We start from the raw sequence: 15153 nt of genomic DNA on the forward strand, positions 1-15153 counted from the left end.
ACGATAGCGGCATCGACCACCCGGGACAGTAACCTGATCGGCGTCTTTCGATGCCGTGAGGGGAAACGGGGGTGGCGGCGATGCGACGCACATCCACGCGGGGCGCATGGTCCCGACGGGCATCCCGGCAGCGGGCCCGGTGGTGGCGCGGCGTGGGGGCCGCGGTCGTCCTGACCGTCGCCGTCACCGGCACGCCGGCCGGCGCTGCGCCGGCCGACGACTTCGCGTTCCGGAACCAGCCGGGCACGGCCCGCTGGGCCGCGTTCACCTCGTACCGGCAGATGGTCGACGCCACCCAGATGCCCGCCGCGACGGCCCGCCGGCTGTCCACCGCGGCGCTGGTCCGGGCGACGCTGGCGTACCCGCTGTTCGGCAACATCCTCGCCTACAACAACCCGCAGCAGGGCTTCGAGAAGCTGGCCCAGCGGTTCACCGGCGCCCGCGAGCTGCTGCGCCGCGGCGACGCCGGAACGGAGCTGCTGCGCCGGTACGGCACGGCCACCGACGCCGCCGCCGCGCGCGGCCTCGCCGCGGCGACGCAGGACGAGCAGGACCGCACCCGGGTCGAGCTGTGGCAGCTCGAGACCCTGCTGGGCCAGCCCCCGGTGCTGGCGACGCTGCAACCCGCGCAGCTCGACGCGGCGCTGGCCGTGGGCGAGCGGGCGTTCGCCCGCAAGGCGGCCGAGCGCACCCTGTACGGCACCGGCGGCCTGGAGGCCACGACCGTGACGCTCGGCCGGGCGCTGGCCGTGCGCGAGGGCTGGGACTGGCGCGGCGTCGCGCTGCTGCGCGGCGAGCCGAGCGCCTCGGACGCGGCGCTGGCGGCGGTCCGGTCCGCGGCGGCGGCGCACCGCGCGGCGCCGGGCGCCCGGCACGCGCTGGCCGACCCGCCGGGCGACGGCGACCGCCCCACCGAGCCGGGCACCGGCGGCGACCGCCCCACCGAGCCCGGCGACGGCGACCGCCCGACGGAGCCCGGCGACACCGGCGGCGACCGGCCCACGGAGCCCGGCGACGACGACGGCGACCGGCCCACGGAGCCGGGCACCGGCGGTGATCGCCCGACGGAGCCGGGGGACGGCGGCGACCGGCCGACCGACCCGGACACCGGCGGTGACCGGCCCACCGAGCCCGGCGACAACGACGGCGACGGCGACCGCCCGGACACCGACGACCCGGACGACACCCCGAGCCGCGGCGACGAGCCGATCACCATCCGCACCCCCCGCGGCACCGGCGTCACCGCGCAGCGGCAGGGCTCGGAGATGACCGAGTCGGAGATGCGGTACGTGCAGCGCCAGATCGACGGCCAGTTCCCGCGGGCGGTGCAGGAGTCCAGCCCGACCCGACGGTACAACTGCCACTCCTTCGCCTGGTACAGCCAGTCGCCGACCAACGACGTGTGGCTCGACTCGCCCGGCGACGACGCGTACTGGAACGACGGCAGCTACCGCCGCTGGCAGACCAACCAGCCGGCCGGCGACGGCATGCGGGTCTCCTGGGTCTACGACGACCACAGCGGCATCGAGGTCGGCCGCACCGGCGAGGTCCGCTCCAAGTGGGGCCAGATGCCGGTGATGCGCGCCCCGGTCGAGTACGACCCGTACGACGACCTGGTGCTCAACCACTACGTGCGCCGCTGACCGCTGGCGGCGCCCGCCGCCGTACGGCACAGTGTTCCCGTGGATCACACCGACCTCGTCGTCACCATCGTCGCCGGACTGATCATCGCCGTCGGCGCGCTGGGCGTCGTCGTGCCCGTGCTGCCGGGCCTGGCCCTGTGCTGGGGCGGCGTGCTGCTCTGGGCGCTGGTCGCCGGCGAGGGCTGGCAGCGGTGGGCGGTCCTCGGCCTGGCCACGGTCCTCGCCCTGGCCGCCACGGTGATCAAGTTCCTCTGGCCCGGCAAGCGCCTGCAGGACGTGGGCGTGCCGAACCGGACCCTGCTGTGCGGCGCGGCGCTCGGCGTCGTGGGCTTCTTCGTCATACCGGTGATCGGCCTCGCCCTCGGCTTCGTCCTCGGCGTGTGGCTGGCCGAGTGGGCCCGGCTGGGCGACCACGCGCGGGCCTGGCCGTCGACCAAGGAGGCGCTGCTCGCCGCGGGCATCTCGATGCTGGTGGAGTTCGCCGCCGCGGTGGCGATCGGGCTGGCCTGGCTGCTCGGCGTCATCTCCACGCTGTGACGCCCGCCGCCGGCAACGCGGCTGCATTTTCACTTGAGCAAGTCGGTCAAGCGTGAAATCGGTGCCGTACGCGGCTCATTTCTTGGCCCCGGGCAGGCATTTCCGGAGTCGGTAACGGAAAGTTGCGTCCGCGGTACACCGTGAAACGTTCCGTGGTCGGCGGCGCTGGCGGGCATCGGTACGTTGGTCGACGGATGCACGAGCAAGACCACATCCCGGCCGGTCCTGCCGCGACCGCGCCCCCGGAGCCACCTCGCCCCGGTGGCGGGGGCGGACCACCCGCGGCGCCGGACCGGGAGTGGCACTGCGGTCAACCATCCACGGGGGCGCCTCACCGCCCCCGACCGCACCGCGGGCCGGCTCCCCGCCAGGAGCCGGCCCGCGCCATCCGTTCCGCCGCGCCATCCGTTCCGCCGCGCCGACTGTTCCCGCCGCGCCATCGTCCGGCGCCCACGTCGTCCGCGGCGCGGCCGGCTGCCGCGTGCGGCGGCGTCCGCTCAGCGGTTGCGGTACAGCGTCCGCTGCTCCTTGTGGATCCGCTTCCACTTGGCCCGCTCCTCGGCCGCCAGCCGGACGTCCCGGCGCCGCGCCTCGTAGGCGACCTCGCGCTCCAGCTTCCGCCAGCTCTCGTACCGGCGCCGCGACAGGTCCCCCGACTCCAGCGCCGCGCGCACCGCGCACCCCGGCTCGGACTCGTGCCCGCAGTCGGCGAACCGGCACCGCGCCACCAGCTCCAGTACCTCGGCGAACGTCCGGTCGACGCCCTCGGCCCCGTCGTACATGCCGACCGCCCGGATGCCCGGCGTGTCGATGATCGCCCCGCCGCCGGCCACGGTGACCAGCGCCCGGTAGGTCGTCGTGTGCCGCCCCTTGCCGTCGACCCGGCGGACCTCCTGCACCGCCATCGCCGCCACCCCGGCCAGGGCGTTGACCAGCGTCGACTTGCCCGCCCCGGAGGGGCCGAGCAGGCCGAGCGTCCGGCCGGGGGCGACCAGCGGGGCCAGCGCGTCCAGGCCGGCGCCGGTCCGGCCGCTCACCGGCGCGACCGGCACCCCCGGCGCGAGGTCGGCGACCTGCTCCGCGATCGCGGCCGGGTCGGCCGCGGCGTCGGCCTTGGTCAGTACGACCATCGGCTGCGCGCCGGACTCCCAGGCCAGGGCGAGCAGCCGCTCGATCCGGCCGAGGTCGGGCCCGGGGTCGACGGGCTCGACCACGGCGGCGACGTCCAGGTTCGCCGCGAGCACCTGGCCCGTGGAGTCCTTGTCCGACGTCCGCCGCACCACGGCGCTGCGCCGGGGCAGGACCAGCTCGGCGGTGAGCCGGCCGTCCGGCCAGTGCCGCACGGCCACCCAGTCGCCGGCGCACGGCAGCGCCACCGGGTCGCGCGCCGCGGCGGCGAGCAGGTCGCCGCCGAGCGAGGCGCGGACCGGCCCGTCGGCGGTCAGTACGGTGCCGATGCCGCGGTCGACCCGGGTGATCCGGCCCGGTCGCAGCTCGGGTTCGTCGGCCGGTAGGGCCGACGCGAAACCGGCGTCCCAGCCCAGGGACGCGAGGTCGATGCTCATTTCGGTGTCCTTCGCGGGAGTGCGGGAGTGATCAGGTGCGGCGGTACTGCCCCGCCGTGCGCCGGGGGCCCGGCGCGGTCGCGTGACCCATGACCCTCACCCCCTCCTCGACCCGGACGCCGCGTCGGCGTCGCGCTGTGGACCACTTCACGGTAGGGGCGCCGCGGGGTACCGCCAATCGAATTTCGGCGGATAGGGTCGCGGGGGCACGGGAAAGGGTCACGGGGACGGGAGGGGACCCATGTCGTACACCGGGGAGGTCCGGCCGGGCGGCCCGCCGGCCGTTCGCGAGCTGGCGGAGCTGGTCATCACGAAGGTGTCGGTCAGCGACTTCGACAACAACGCGTACCTGCTGCGCTGCCGCCGGACCGGGGAGCAGCTCCTCGTCGACGCCGCCGCCGAGCCGGAGCGCCTGCTCGACCTGGCCGGCCCCGCCGGCCTGCGCACGGTGGTGACGACGCACCGGCACTGGGACCACGTCCGGGCGCTCGCCGAGGTGGTCGCCGCGACCGGCGCGCGCAGCCTGGCCCACGCCGCGGACGCGCCGGCGATCCCCGGCCCGCCGGAGCCGGTGGCCGAGGGCGACGCGATCGCGGTGGGGGAGTGCGCGCTGGAGGTGATCCACCTGGCCGGGCACACGCCGGGCGCGCTGGCGCTGCTGTACCGCGACCCGGCCGGCGTCCCGCACCTGTTCACCGGCGACTCGCTCTTCCCGGGCGGTCCCGGGCGGACAACAAGCGAAGAGGAGTTCGCCAGCCTCATGACCGATCTTGAAACCAAGATTTTCGGTCGACTGCCCGACGAAACGTGGTTCTACCCCGGTCACGGCAAGGATTCGACGCTCGGGGTCGAGCGGCCCAGCATCCCCGACTGGCGAGCGCGCGGCTGGTAGGCACGCAGTCCGCGACCTCATGCGCTGGTTCGCGTACGAGGACGAGCACAACCGCCGAGGCGTCCCAACATCGAAGGAGCCGCGGAGTAACCGGCATTCAATGCCGACGGTGCGGCGCCGCCGGGCCGGCTACCTCCGGACGGCTGTCACCAGCGTCCGGCGGCTGGACAGCTCGACCTCGCTCGATGATCGGCTGATTCACGTGTGCTTGCGCCACCGGCGGAGGATAGTCAGCCTCACCGGGCAGTACGCACCAATCTTGATCAATGAGACGAACAGGAGTGACCATCGTGAAACTCCTAACCACCACCCTCCTCACCGGCATGGTGGCTGCCGCCGCACTGCTGGGAGTCACATCCGCACCCGCCGGGGCCGCCGACCGCGGCCGCACGGCCTGCGTGTCGGTGCAGCCGGAGTACGGCTTCTACGAAGCCGGCCGGGTCGGTAGCAAGGTGTTGACCACACCCCGGTCCAGGTGCAAGACGATCAGCGTGTCCCACATCAAGGATCCGGCCGAGCCCTCCGACCGATGCCAGACATTCCTGCTGGGCTTCTACCCGGCGGTCAATGGGTCGTTGACCTACACCGACCCGGTTACCGCGTGCGGAGACCGGGAGACGGTACTGGCCCGCAACGTGCCGGATCGCAAGAAGTACATCGTGATCTATGCCATCGACTACTGGCAGCAGCGCATCCGGTTCTCGGTTCACCACTGATCCGCGCCGAGCGGCCCGTTCCCGTCGCGGAGCGGGCCGCTCGGCGCGATCACCCGCAGGTGGGTGGCTCGCCCCGCACCTCGCGGAGTGGCACGCCCGCGGCCGGTGACCGGCGAGGGATCAGCCGGCGGCGCGGGCGGCGGCGAGGGCGGCCGCGAACGCCTTCGTCCGGCGCAGCTTGGCCAGGCACCGGGCCCGGGTCGGCCCCAGGCTCCCCGGCGGCACCCCCAGCTCCGCCGCGATGTCCCCGTAGCTGAGCGCCGGCTCCCGCAGCAGCAGCCCGATCAGCCGCCGGCAGCGCGCCGGCAGCTCGGCCGTCGCCGCCCGCAGCACCTCGCCCCACTGGGCCGCCGTGAGGGCGCCGAGCGCCGCGTCGATCGGCTCGTGCCCGCGGTCGGACAGCGCCGCCACCGTGTCCGGCGCGACCGGCTGGACCCGCCGGTGCTGGCGCAGCAATTGCAGGCAGACATTGCGCGTCGTCCGGCCGAGCCAGGAGGCGAGCGCCGCCGGTTCGCGGATGGTGTGCGCATTCTCCATCAGCGACAGCCACACGGTTTGCGCGACGTCGTGGGTATCGGCGTCATTGAGTCGATAGCGCCGGGTGAGGCCGTGTACGAGCGGGCCGTACGCGCGGATCAGCCGCGCCCAGGAATGCTCGTCGCCGGCCGCGGCCGCGGCGAGGATTCCCGGTTCGATCGGGTGCCGCCCGGCGCTACCGCCCGCCCCCGCGGCCGGCCCGGCGCCGGGCCGGCGGGGCGTGGGCGGCGGTCGGGAGGCGGCCGGCGCGGCCGGGCGCGCGGCGCCCGCCGGCGGGGCCGGTACGCAGGTCGGAGTGGGACGGACCAGGGCATCGAGCGATGGCATGGCGACTCCCGCTGTGGTGCATACGCCGTAGCAGCGGCGCCCCCGTGACAGCCCGCGGAAGTGGGCTCTCCCACCCCGGAGCCTACCCTGCGCGACGACATGATTCCACTGTGGAGTGATCGCCCGAACGCACCCGGTCCCCGCACCGATTGGCCGATGTCAATCCCCGACCCGGTCCGATCGGGGCCGGTGTGCGCGTGGCCGGCTCATGAAAAGACGTGAGTGAATACAGGAATCCGCCGGTCACCCCGCCTTTTCGGGGGCCGGCGGCATTTCGTCGTATTCGCAATTCGTGCACCGTTGGCCGGGTGCAGGTATTCGACCCGGCCGATGCGTTCTCTTCATCTACACAGGTCGGACGGGGACGGCCTGGCGGGTGGCACGTCCCCGCGGTGGGCCCGCGCCCGCCGGTGCGCCGGTCGGCGCGCGCCGCACGGAGGCACCCGCGATGGAGGGAAGCATGACCAGCTCGCGCACTATCCCGGCCGGCGCGCTCGTCGGGGCGCTTTTCGCCGCCGGCCTCGGCGTCCCCGCCGCGGCCGGGCCCCGCCCGACCCCGCCGCAGATCGAGGTCGTCTCGTACGGCGGCTCCGGCTGCCCCGCGGACACCGCGACGATCGTGCCCAACCTCGACGGCACCGGCTTCACCGCGCTGTACGACGCGTTCGAGGCGCGTACCCCGCAGACGCCGACCCTGCGCAACTGCACCCTCGTACTCAACATCAAGGTCCCGGCGGGCCTGAAGGTCGGCATCCGCAAGGTCACCTACCGCGGCGAGTCGGTGCTGCGCACGGGTGCCCGGGCGGAGTTCAAGGCCAAGTACTTCTACCAGGGCAACTCCCGCACGCTGGAGCACCCGGGCTGGGCGGACCGCGGCCCGTACGACGGCTCGTGGGACGCCGAGCACCGGATCAAGGAGAAGTACTTCACCCTCTGCGGCGTCGAGACCCGGCTCAACGTGACGCAGAACCTCAAGGTCAGCGGCAGCGGCTCGAACGTCGTCAACCTGGAGACGGCCGACTCCAGCTACTCGTCCAAGTGGGACTTCGACATCGAGGAGTGCTGACCGCCACCGGCGGCGCCGCGCCCTCCTCGCGGGCGCGGTGCCGCCGGTTGCGCCAGCGACCCGTGCCGCACCGCAACAGACAGGGGAAACGCTCATGAAAACGTACGTGTCCAGACTCCTCGCCGGCGCGCTGGTCGCCGCCTGCGTCGGCGCCGGCGTGGCGGTGCCCGCGGCCGCGGCCCGGTCCGCCGGGCCGCCCCAGTTGGAGCTGGCCGGCCTCTCGGGCGCCGGCTGCCCGAACGACGGCACCACCCACGTGGAGATCAACCCGGCCGGCAGTGGCTTCACCATCCTGTACGGGGCGTTCGAGGTGCGCACCCCGACGACGCCGGCGGTGAAGGCGTGCACCGTCACCTTCAAGGTCAAGCTCGACCCGGGCTACCGGCTCGGCGTCCGCAAGGTGGACTACCGCGGCGAGGCCGTGCTGGTCGCCCGGGGCAGCGCCGAGTTCAAGGCCAAGTACTTCTGGCAGGGCGTCTCCCGGACCGAGGAGCTGCCGGGCTGGAAGCGCACCGGGCCGTACGACTCGTCCTGGCAGGCGACGCACACGCTGACCGAGTTCTGGGGCTCCCGCTGTGGCGGCACCGACCAGCTCGTGATCACCCAGAACCTCAAGGCCACCGGTACCGGCACCAACGTCGTGAACATGGAGACCGCCGACTCCAGGTACTCGACGATCTGGGAGCTGGACACCAAGCCCTGCACCACCCGCGCCTGAATCCCTCCGGGGCCGCTGGCGGTCGCGCACTCGGCGCGCGGCCGCCAGCGGCCCACCAACCATGCCCTCGGCCGAGGAGGCAACCACCCATGAGACTCGCCACCCGAATAGCCGCCGCCGCCCTCGCCGGGCTGGCCGCGGTGCCGGGCGGTCCGGCTGCGGCCGGCCCGCCCGACGATCCCGCCACCGACCCCGTACGGGTCCGGCTGGTCACCGTCGCCGGCTCCGGCTGCCCGCGCGGCAGCGCGTACGTCGCGCCGCAGCCGGACGACGCCGGCATCACCGTCAGCTTCGGCGGGTTCCGCGCGGCCACCCCGCCGGACCCCGACCTCAAGGCGTGCACGCTGGTCCTGGAGGTGACGCCGCCGGCCGGGTACCGCGCCCGCATCGGCGAGGTCACCTACCGCGGCGACGCCAGGCTGACCGGCGGCCACGTGACGTTCAAGGCCAAGTACCAGTGGGCCGGCGGCGACACCGTCGTCCACCCCGGCTGGTCCCGGCGCGGCTGGTTCAACGACCGCTGGCAGGTCACCCAGCACCCCGACCGCGGCCAGTGGTCGGACTGCGGGACGGACCGGCTCAACCTCACCCAGTCCCTGCGCGCGGACGGCGCGGGCGTCAACCGGATCGGGATGACCCGGCCGGACGAGGACTGGGCCCTGCGCATCGACTGGCGGCTGGATAGCTGCAACCGACCGGATGGGGGAGACCGATGAGCACGCGCAACCGGGTCGCCGCGGCGACCCTGATCGCCGCCTGCACCGTACCGCTGGCGGCGCCGCCGGCCACCGCGGCGCCGGAGCCGCGCCGCGGCCCGGTCGGCGTCGAACTGGTCGCCGTCTCCGGCTCGGGCTGCGACAAGGACAGCACGTCGGTGATCGTCGACCCGACCGGCGGCGGGCTGACCGCGCTGTACCGGGACTTCACCGCCCGGACGCCGCACAGCCCGGCGATCGTGGCCTGCACGCTGGTGCTGCGGCTCACCGCCGCCGAGGGCCACCGGGTCGGGCTGCGCCGGGTCGCGTACAGCGGCGAGGCCACCCTGCGGCCGGGCGCGACGGCCCAGTTCAAGAGCAAGTACTTCTGGCAGGGCGACAGCCGCACCCTGGAGTTGCCGGGCTGGCGCGGCGAGGGCCCGTACGACGGCTCGTGGCAGGCGGCGCACACCCTGGACGACTTCTGGGGCTCCCGCTGCGGCGGCCTCGACCAGTTGATCATCACGCAGAACATCCGGGCCAGCGGCCCCGGCGGCAACCGCATCGACGTCGGGTACGGCGCCCTCTGGGACCTGGTCACCCAGCCCTGCTGAACCGGGCCCGCGCCCGCCGCGCCGCACGTCGGCCGGCGGGCGCGGTGCCGCCGCGCGCCGCGCGGGCTCGGTGGATGAGAAGTGTCGGGGGTCGGGGCTACAGTTGCCGGCGGTGGCCCCGCTGGGTGCGCATTCCCCCGCAAACCCGGCAGACGATTCCCGGCCACCACAGACCCGACCCGGTGAGGACGGCAAGTGGGCGACCGACTGATCATCCGTGGCGCGCGCGAGCACAACCTGCGCGACGTGCACCTCGACCTGCCGCGCGACGCGTTCGTGGTGTTCACCGGGCTGTCCGGCTCGGGCAAGTCCAGCCTCGCGTTCGACACGATCTTCGCCGAGGGCCAGCGCCGCTACGTCGAGTCGCTGTCGGCGTACGCCCGGCAGTTCCTCGGCCAGATGGACAAGCCCGACGTCGACTTCATCGAGGGCCTGTCCCCGGCGGTCTCGATCGACCAGAAGTCGACCTCCCGCAACCCGCGCTCGACCGTCGGCACGATCACCGAGGTGTACGACTACCTGCGGCTGCTGTTCGCCCGCGCCGGCGAGCCGCACTGCCCGGCCTGCGGCGAGCGGATCTCCCGGCAGAGCCCGCAGCAGATCGTCGACCGGGTGCTGGCCGCGCCCGAGGGCACCAAGTTCATGGTGCTCGCGCCGGTCGTCCGCGGCCGCAAGGGCGAGTACGTCGACCTGTTCGCCGACCTCCAGACCAAGGGCTACGCCCGGGTCCGGGTCGACGGCGTGGTGCACCCGCTGACCGAGCCGCCGAAGCTGAAGAAGCAGGAGAAGCACACCATCGAGGTGGTGGTCGACCGGCTCGCCGTCAAGGCCGGGTCCAAGCAGCGGCTCACCGACTCGGTCGAGTCGGCGCTGGCGCTCGCGGCCGGCATCATCACTGTCGAGTTCGTCGACGTCCCGGCCGGCGTCGAGATCCCCGGCGCCACCGCCACCGCCGAGGGCACCCGGGAGCGGCGCTTCTCCGAGCACCTGGCCTGCCCGAACGACCACCCGCTCGCCATCGAGGACCTGGAGCCGCGGGTCTTCTCCTTCAACTCCCCGTACGGCGCCTGCGTCGACTGCACCGGCCTCGGCACCCGCAAGGAGGTCGACGCCGAGCTGATCATCCCCGACCCCGAGCGGTCGCTGCGCGAGGGCGCGATCGCCCCGTGGTCGGGCGGGCACACGCTGGAGTACTTCCTGCACCTGCTGGAGGCGCTGGGCGAGGCCGCCGGCTTCGACCTGGACACGCCGTGGCGCAAGCTGCCGAGCAAGGCGCAGAAGACGATCCTGTACGGCGCGGCCGACCAGGTGCACGTGCGCTACCGCAACAAGTACGGCCGCAGCCGCTCCTACTACACCGGCTTCGAGGGCGTGGTGCAGTGGATCGAGCGCCGGCACGGCGACACCGAGTCGGAGTGGTCGCGGGAGAAGTACGAGGGGTACATGCGCGAGGTGCCCTGCCCGGCCTGCGGCGGCGCCCGGCTCAAGCCCGAGGTGCTGGCGGTCACCCTGCACGGGCGCAACATCGCCGAGGTCTGCGGGCTGAGCATCGGCGAGTGCGCCGAGCTGCTGGCCGGGATGCAGCTCGACGACCGGCAGCGGATGATCGCCGAGCGGGTGCTCAAGGAGATCAACGCCCGGCTGCGCTTCCTCGTCGATGTCGGCCTGGACTACCTGTCGCTGGACCGGGCCGCGGGCACGCTGTCCGGCGGCGAGGCGCAGCGGATCCGGCTGGCCACCCAGATCGGCTCGGGCCTGGTCGGCGTGCTGTACGTGCTGGACGAGCCGTCGATCGGCCTGCACCAGCGGGACAACCACCGGCTGATCGAGACGCTGGTCCGGCTGAAGAACCTCGGCAACACGCTGATCGTCGTCGAGCACGACGAGGACACGATCCGCACCGCCGACTGGATCGTCGACATCGGGCCGGGGGCCGGCGAGCACGGCGGCCGGATCGTGCACAGCGGCACGTACCGGGACCTGCTGCGCAGCAAGGAGTCGGTGACCGGCGCGTACCTGTCCGGGCGCTCCCGCATCCCCACGCCGGCGCAGCGGCGGCCGCGGGAGAAGGGCAGGGAGCTGGTGGTCGAGGGGGCGCGCGAGCACAACCTGCGCAACCTCAGCGTCGCCTTCCCGCTGGGCCAGTTCGTCGCGGTCACCGGGGTGAGCGGCTCGGGCAAGTCCACGCTGGTCAACGACATCCTGTACACCGTGCTGGCCAACCAGCTCAACGGCGCCCGGATGGTCCCCGGCCGGCACACCCGGGTGCGCGGGCTGGACCATGTGGACAAGGTCGTCGGCGTCGACCAGTCGCCGATCGGCCGCACGCCGCGGTCCAACCCGGCGACGTACACGGGCGTGTTCGACCACGTCCGGCGGCTGTTCGCCGAGACGACCGAGGCGAAGGTCCGCGGGTACGGGCCGGGCCGGTTCTCGTTCAACGTCAAGGGCGGCCGCTGCGACAACTGCTCCGGCGACGGCACCATCAAGATCGAGATGAACTTCCTGCCGGACGTGTACGTCCCGTGCGAGGTGTGCAAGGGCGCCCGGTACAACCGGGAGACGCTGGAGGTGCACTACAAGGGCCGGACGATCTCGGACGTGCTGGAGATGCCGATCGAGGAGGCGGCCGACTTCTTCGCCGCGATCCCCGGCATCCACCGGCACCTGCGCACGCTCAACGACGTCGGCCTCGGGTACGTGCGGCTCGGCCAGCCGGCGCCGACGCTGTCCGGCGGCGAGGCGCAGCGGGTGAAGCTGGCCAGCGAGCTGCAGAAGCGGTCCAGCGGCCGGACGGTGTACGTGCTCGACGAGCCGACCACCGGCCTGCACTTCGAGGACATCCGCAAGCTCCTGCTGGTGCTGGGCGGCCTGGTCGACAAGGGCAACACGGTCATCGTCATCGAGCACAACCTGGACGTCGTGAAGTCCGCGGACTGGGTCATCGACATGGGCCCGGAGGGCGGCCACAAGGGCGGTACGGTCGTCGCCGCCGGCACCCCGGAGCAGGTGGCGGCGAACCCGGCCAGCCACACCGGCCGGTTCCTCGGCCCGGTACTGGCCGGGGTGGCCCCGGCGGCGGCCGGCGCGGACGGCGCCCGGCGCCCGGCGCGGGCGACCCGGACGAAGGCCCGGAAGCCTGAATAGGCTGCCCTTACCTCCTCGATCGGGAGGTATGTCTGTGCCGTACCGCATACCGTGTGGCGGTGGCGCTGCCCGGCGCCGCGCCCGGCGTACCGGAGAGAGGGGCCGATGATGACCGAGGACACCACGGCGACCAGCCCGCGGACGGGCCGGCGGGCCGTCCTGTTCAGCGCGGGGGCGGTCGGCGCGACGACGGTGCTCGCCGGCTGCGGCGACGGCGACAAGGACACGGCGGCCGAGCCGACCGCGACGCAGGGCGGGCCGGCGACCGGCGCGCCGACGACCGCGGCGCCGACGGCGCTGGTGAAGGCGGCCGAGGTGCCGGTCGGCGGCGGCGTGGTGCTCAAGGACCGCGAGGTCGTGGTGACCCAGCCGACGGCGGGCGTGTACAAGGGCTTCAGCGCCAAGTGCACGCACCAGGGCTGCACGGTCCAGGCGGTCACCGCCGGCAAGATCCACTGTGCCTGCCACAACAGCGACTTCTCCATCACCGACGGCTCGGTGCTGGGCGGCCCGGCCCGGGCGGCGCTGCCGGAGCGCACGGTGAAGAAGGACGGCGACGAGATCGTCCCGGCGCCGTAGCCGCCCGCGCCCGGCGTCCGGGTCGAGCCGCGCACCCGCCGCGGCCGCCCGCGACCCGCGACGCGCCCCATGGCGGGCGGCGCGGGGTCAGGCGGCCGGGCGGTCGGCCAGCAGCTCCCGCGCCCGGGCGACCAGGGCCGCCGGGTCGTCGGCGTAGAACCGGACGGCCGTGAGCGGGCGCCCGGCGGCGCGGCGCAGCGGCAGCACCCGCGGCCCGCGCAGCACGACGTCCACGTTGGTCTGGCCGACCACCGCCAGGTGCGCGGCCCGGCCGCCGTCGGGCTCGTCCTCGACCAGCACGGTGCCGGGCGGCAGCGTCCGGGTGCGCGCGGTGATCGACGCGATGTCCGCCGCGGGGATCGCCAGCCGCCCGGTCATGCCGTACCGGACGCGGATGCCGGCCGGGCCGACCAGGTGCGGCTCCTGCCGGGTGGTGGCGAGCAGCCCGACCATCCAGACCAGCCCGTACACCCCGAGCACGTCGAGCGCGAGCCGGGCGCCGGACCACGGTACGACGAAGTGGACGATCGGCAGCTCCACCGCCGAGATGATCACGAAGGCGCGCAGGGTCGGGGCGACGCCCGCCGCGTACCCGAAGCCGTGCGCGCCCGCGGGCAGCAGCGGCGGCCGGCGCCGCGCCCAGCGCCACAGGTTGCGCCAGAGCGCCAGCTCGTACCGGACGACGGCGACGGCCACCCGCCACACCGCCCGCACGACCGCCCCGCCCCGGCCGCGCTGCCCCCTCGCGACCGCACCGGCCCGGCCGCGCCGCCCGCTCACGACCGCACCGGCAGGTGGGGGCGGAGCCGGTCCAGCAGCTCCCCCAGGCCGGCGAGCAGGCCGGCGAACCGGTCCGGGGCCATGCCGTCGAACAGCAGCGCCGCGAACCCGCCCCGCTCCCGTTCCAGCGCCGCGACCGCGTCCGCGCCGCGCGCGGTGAACGTGACCAGCGCGGCCCGCCGGTCGGTGGGGTGCGGCTCGCGGGTGACGAACCCGGTGCCGGCGAGCCCGTCGACCAGGCCGGTGACCGTGCGGGCGCTGACGCCGAGGGCGTCGGCGAGCGCCCGCTGGGTGCTCGGGCCGGCGGCCCGCAGGACCCAGAGCAGCCGGGCGCGGGACTCGGTCAGGCCGTCGGCGGCGAGCCGGCCGGTCATGTCCTCGTTGAGCAGGACCACCAGCTCCAGCAGCCGGTCCAGCGCGCGGTACCGCGCCTCCTCCTGCCCTGCGCGTGCGCTCTTGTCCATCGCCGCTCCTCCCGTCGGGATAGTGAGCATACTACATAGTGAGTCATGCTCAGTAGTGACGCGGGCGACAGCCCGCGCGGGGGAGCGGCGCCTAGGCTGCGGGGATGTCGTCCGCGCCCGTCACGATCATCACCGGCGCCAGCCGCGGCATCGGCGCCGCGACCGCGCTGCGCCTCGCCGCGCCCGACCGGGTCCTGCTGCTGGGGTACCGCCGGGACGCCGCCGCGGCCGCCGCGGTGGCCGACGCCGTCCGGGACGCCGGCGGCCGGGCCGAGACGTGCGCCGTCGACACCGCCGACCCGGACCGGGTGGCCGCGCTGTTCGCCGCCGCCGACGCCCTCGGCCCGCTGGCCGGGCTGGTCAACAACGCGGGCGTCACCTCGCCGATGGGCCGGCTGGCCGACGCCGACCTGGCCGACCTGCGCCGGGTGGTGGAGGTCAACCTGCTCGGGTACCTGTACTGCGCCCGCGAGGCGGCCCGGCGGCTGACCGCCGGCGGCGCGATCGTCAACGTCTCCTCGGTCGCGGCCACGCTGGGCAGCCCGGGGGAGTACGTGCACTACGCGGCCACCAAGGCCGCCATCGACGCGCTCACCCTCGGCCTGGCCAGGGAGCTGGCCGTCGAGGGGGTCCGGGTGAACGCGGTGGCGCCGGGCATCATCCGCACCGACATCCACGCCGCCTCCGGCGACCCGGGGCGGCCGGACCGGCTCGCCGGGCGCATCCCGATGGGCCGCGCCGGGCTGGTCGAGGAGGTCGCGGACGCCATCGCCCACCTGCTCCACCCCGGCGCGTCGTACACCACCGGGGCGGTCCTGCGGGTGGCCGGCGGCCTCTAGCGACCCGACCCGGCCGCGGTGCGGCCGGCAGCTC

15 protein-coding genes are annotated in these 15153 nt (G+C 74.5%); 11 read left to right on the top strand and 4 right to left on the bottom strand.

Features of this window, described 5'->3' with window-relative positions:
• Nucleotides 1-152: 152 nt before the first annotated feature.
• Nucleotides 153-1643 carry a hypothetical protein gene (locus tag IEY94_RS04090; RefSeq protein ID WP_189168622.1) on the top strand — a complete coding sequence of 497 codons (1491 nt, stop codon included), beginning with the start codon at nt 153-155 and terminating at the stop codon, nt 1641-1643.
• A 39-nt stretch (nt 1644-1682) separates the two neighbouring features.
• The gene (locus IEY94_RS04095) at nt 1683-2180 is read left to right on the top strand and encodes a DUF456 domain-containing protein (RefSeq protein WP_189168623.1); all 498 of its coding nucleotides are present in this window, start codon (nt 1683-1685) and stop codon (nt 2178-2180) included.
• A gap of 497 nt (nt 2181-2677) precedes the next feature.
• Here IEY94_RS04095 and rsgA read toward each other — a convergent pair whose 3' ends face one another.
• Nucleotides 2678-3745 (bottom strand): ribosome small subunit-dependent GTPase A, encoded by a 1068-nt coding sequence (rsgA, locus tag IEY94_RS04100; RefSeq protein WP_189168624.1) that lies wholly within the window; start codon nt 3743-3745, stop codon nt 2678-2680.
• Between the two features lie 241 nt (nt 3746-3986).
• On the opposite strand from rsgA, the gene IEY94_RS04105 reads away from it, so the two are divergent.
• Both IEY94_RS04105 and IEY94_RS04110 read left to right on the top strand, forming a co-directional pair.
• Nucleotides 3987-4637: an MBL fold metallo-hydrolase gene (locus IEY94_RS04105; protein WP_189168625.1), complete on the top strand. Its 651-nt coding sequence runs from the start codon at nt 3987-3989 to the stop codon at nt 4635-4637.
• A gap of 281 nt (nt 4638-4918) precedes the next feature.
• A complete protein-coding gene (locus tag IEY94_RS04110; RefSeq protein WP_189168626.1) occupies nt 4919-5353 on the top strand; it encodes a hypothetical protein in 435 nt (144 codons plus the stop codon).
• A gap of 120 nt (nt 5354-5473) precedes the next feature.
• On the opposite strand, the gene IEY94_RS04115 is transcribed toward IEY94_RS04110, so the two are convergent.
• Nucleotides 5474-6217 (bottom strand): RNA polymerase sigma factor, encoded by a 744-nt coding sequence (locus IEY94_RS04115; RefSeq protein WP_189168627.1) that lies wholly within the window; start codon nt 6215-6217, stop codon nt 5474-5476.
• 460 nt (nt 6218-6677) lie between these two features.
• Here IEY94_RS04115 and IEY94_RS04120 point away from each other — a divergent pair, with 460 nt between their 5' ends.
• The 6 genes from IEY94_RS04120 to IEY94_RS04145 all read left to right on the top strand — a co-directional run bounded on the left by IEY94_RS04120 (nt 6678) and on the right by IEY94_RS04145 (nt 13036).
• Nucleotides 6678-7283 (top strand): DUF4360 domain-containing protein, encoded by a 606-nt coding sequence (locus IEY94_RS04120; RefSeq protein WP_189168628.1) that lies wholly within the window; start codon nt 6678-6680, stop codon nt 7281-7283.
• A 94-nt stretch (nt 7284-7377) separates the two neighbouring features.
• Nucleotides 7378-8001 (top strand): DUF4360 domain-containing protein, encoded by a 624-nt coding sequence (locus IEY94_RS04125; protein ID WP_189168629.1) that lies wholly within the window; start codon nt 7378-7380, stop codon nt 7999-8001.
• A gap of 89 nt (nt 8002-8090) precedes the next feature.
• The gene (locus tag IEY94_RS04130) at nt 8091-8717 is read left to right on the top strand and encodes a DUF4360 domain-containing protein (protein WP_189168630.1); all 627 of its coding nucleotides are present in this window, start codon (nt 8091-8093) and stop codon (nt 8715-8717) included.
• Nucleotides 8714-9310, top strand: a complete 597-nt coding sequence (locus IEY94_RS04135; RefSeq protein WP_189168631.1) for a DUF4360 domain-containing protein — start codon at nt 8714-8716, stop codon at nt 9308-9310. The genes IEY94_RS04130 and IEY94_RS04135 overlap by 4 nt, the downstream gene beginning before the upstream one ends.
• Nucleotides 9311-9505: 195 nt before the next feature.
• Nucleotides 9506-12457, top strand: a complete 2952-nt coding sequence (gene uvrA / locus IEY94_RS04140; RefSeq protein WP_189168632.1) for an excinuclease ABC subunit UvrA — start codon at nt 9506-9508, stop codon at nt 12455-12457.
• Between the two features lie 108 nt (nt 12458-12565).
• Entirely contained in the window at nt 12566-13036 is a 471-nt protein-coding gene (locus tag IEY94_RS04145; protein WP_189168633.1) for a Rieske (2Fe-2S) protein, read from the top strand.
• A gap of 87 nt (nt 13037-13123) precedes the next feature.
• On the opposite strand, the gene IEY94_RS04150 is transcribed toward IEY94_RS04145, so the two are convergent.
• Both IEY94_RS04150 and IEY94_RS04155 read right to left on the bottom strand, forming a co-directional pair.
• Nucleotides 13124-13816 carry a hypothetical protein gene (locus IEY94_RS04150; protein ID WP_189168634.1) on the bottom strand — a complete coding sequence of 231 codons (693 nt, stop codon included), beginning with the start codon at nt 13814-13816 and terminating at the stop codon, nt 13124-13126.
• On the bottom strand, nt 13813-14280 hold the full coding sequence (locus IEY94_RS04155) for a MarR family transcriptional regulator (RefSeq protein ID WP_189168635.1): 468 nt from the start codon (nt 14278-14280) through the stop codon (nt 13813-13815). Before IEY94_RS04155 ends, IEY94_RS04150 begins: the two co-directional genes overlap by 4 nt.
• A gap of 104 nt (nt 14281-14384) precedes the next feature.
• On the opposite strand from IEY94_RS04155, the gene IEY94_RS04160 reads away from it, so the two are divergent.
• Nucleotides 14385-15119, top strand: a complete 735-nt coding sequence (locus IEY94_RS04160; RefSeq protein WP_189168636.1) for an SDR family oxidoreductase — start codon at nt 14385-14387, stop codon at nt 15117-15119.
• The last annotated feature ends 34 nt before the right edge of the window (nt 15120-15153 follow it).

The organism is Pilimelia anulata (assembly GCF_014647895.1).
In the GTDB taxonomy this organism is placed as follows: domain Bacteria; phylum Actinomycetota; class Actinomycetes; order Mycobacteriales; family Micromonosporaceae; genus Pilimelia; species Pilimelia anulata.

What these genes read in the sequence shown, in the direction of transcription:
- rsgA (WP_189168624.1), bottom strand. Translation starts at nt 3,745, where the DNA reads ATGAGCATCGACCTCGCGTCCCTGGGCTGGGACGCCGGTTTCGCGTCG.
- IEY94_RS04105 (WP_189168625.1), top strand. Translation starts at nt 3,987, where the DNA reads ATGTCGTACACCGGGGAGGTCCGGCCGGGCGGCCCGCCGGCCGTTCGC.
- IEY94_RS04115 (WP_189168627.1), bottom strand. Translation starts at nt 6,217, where the DNA reads ATGCCATCGCTCGATGCCCTGGTCCGTCCCACTCCGACCTGCGTACCG.
- IEY94_RS04120 (WP_189168628.1), top strand. Translation starts at nt 6,678, where the DNA reads ATGACCAGCTCGCGCACTATCCCGGCCGGCGCGCTCGTCGGGGCGCTT.
- IEY94_RS04125 (WP_189168629.1), top strand. Translation starts at nt 7,378, where the DNA reads ATGAAAACGTACGTGTCCAGACTCCTCGCCGGCGCGCTGGTCGCCGCC.
- IEY94_RS04130 (WP_189168630.1), top strand. Translation starts at nt 8,091, where the DNA reads ATGAGACTCGCCACCCGAATAGCCGCCGCCGCCCTCGCCGGGCTGGCC.
- IEY94_RS04135 (WP_189168631.1), top strand. Translation starts at nt 8,714, where the DNA reads ATGAGCACGCGCAACCGGGTCGCCGCGGCGACCCTGATCGCCGCCTGC.
- IEY94_RS04145 (WP_189168633.1), top strand. Translation starts at nt 12,566, where the DNA reads ATGACCGAGGACACCACGGCGACCAGCCCGCGGACGGGCCGGCGGGCC.
- IEY94_RS04155 (WP_189168635.1), bottom strand. Translation starts at nt 14,280, where the DNA reads ATGGACAAGAGCGCACGCGCAGGGCAGGAGGAGGCGCGGTACCGCGCG.
- IEY94_RS04160 (WP_189168636.1), top strand. Translation starts at nt 14,385, where the DNA reads ATGTCGTCCGCGCCCGTCACGATCATCACCGGCGCCAGCCGCGGCATC.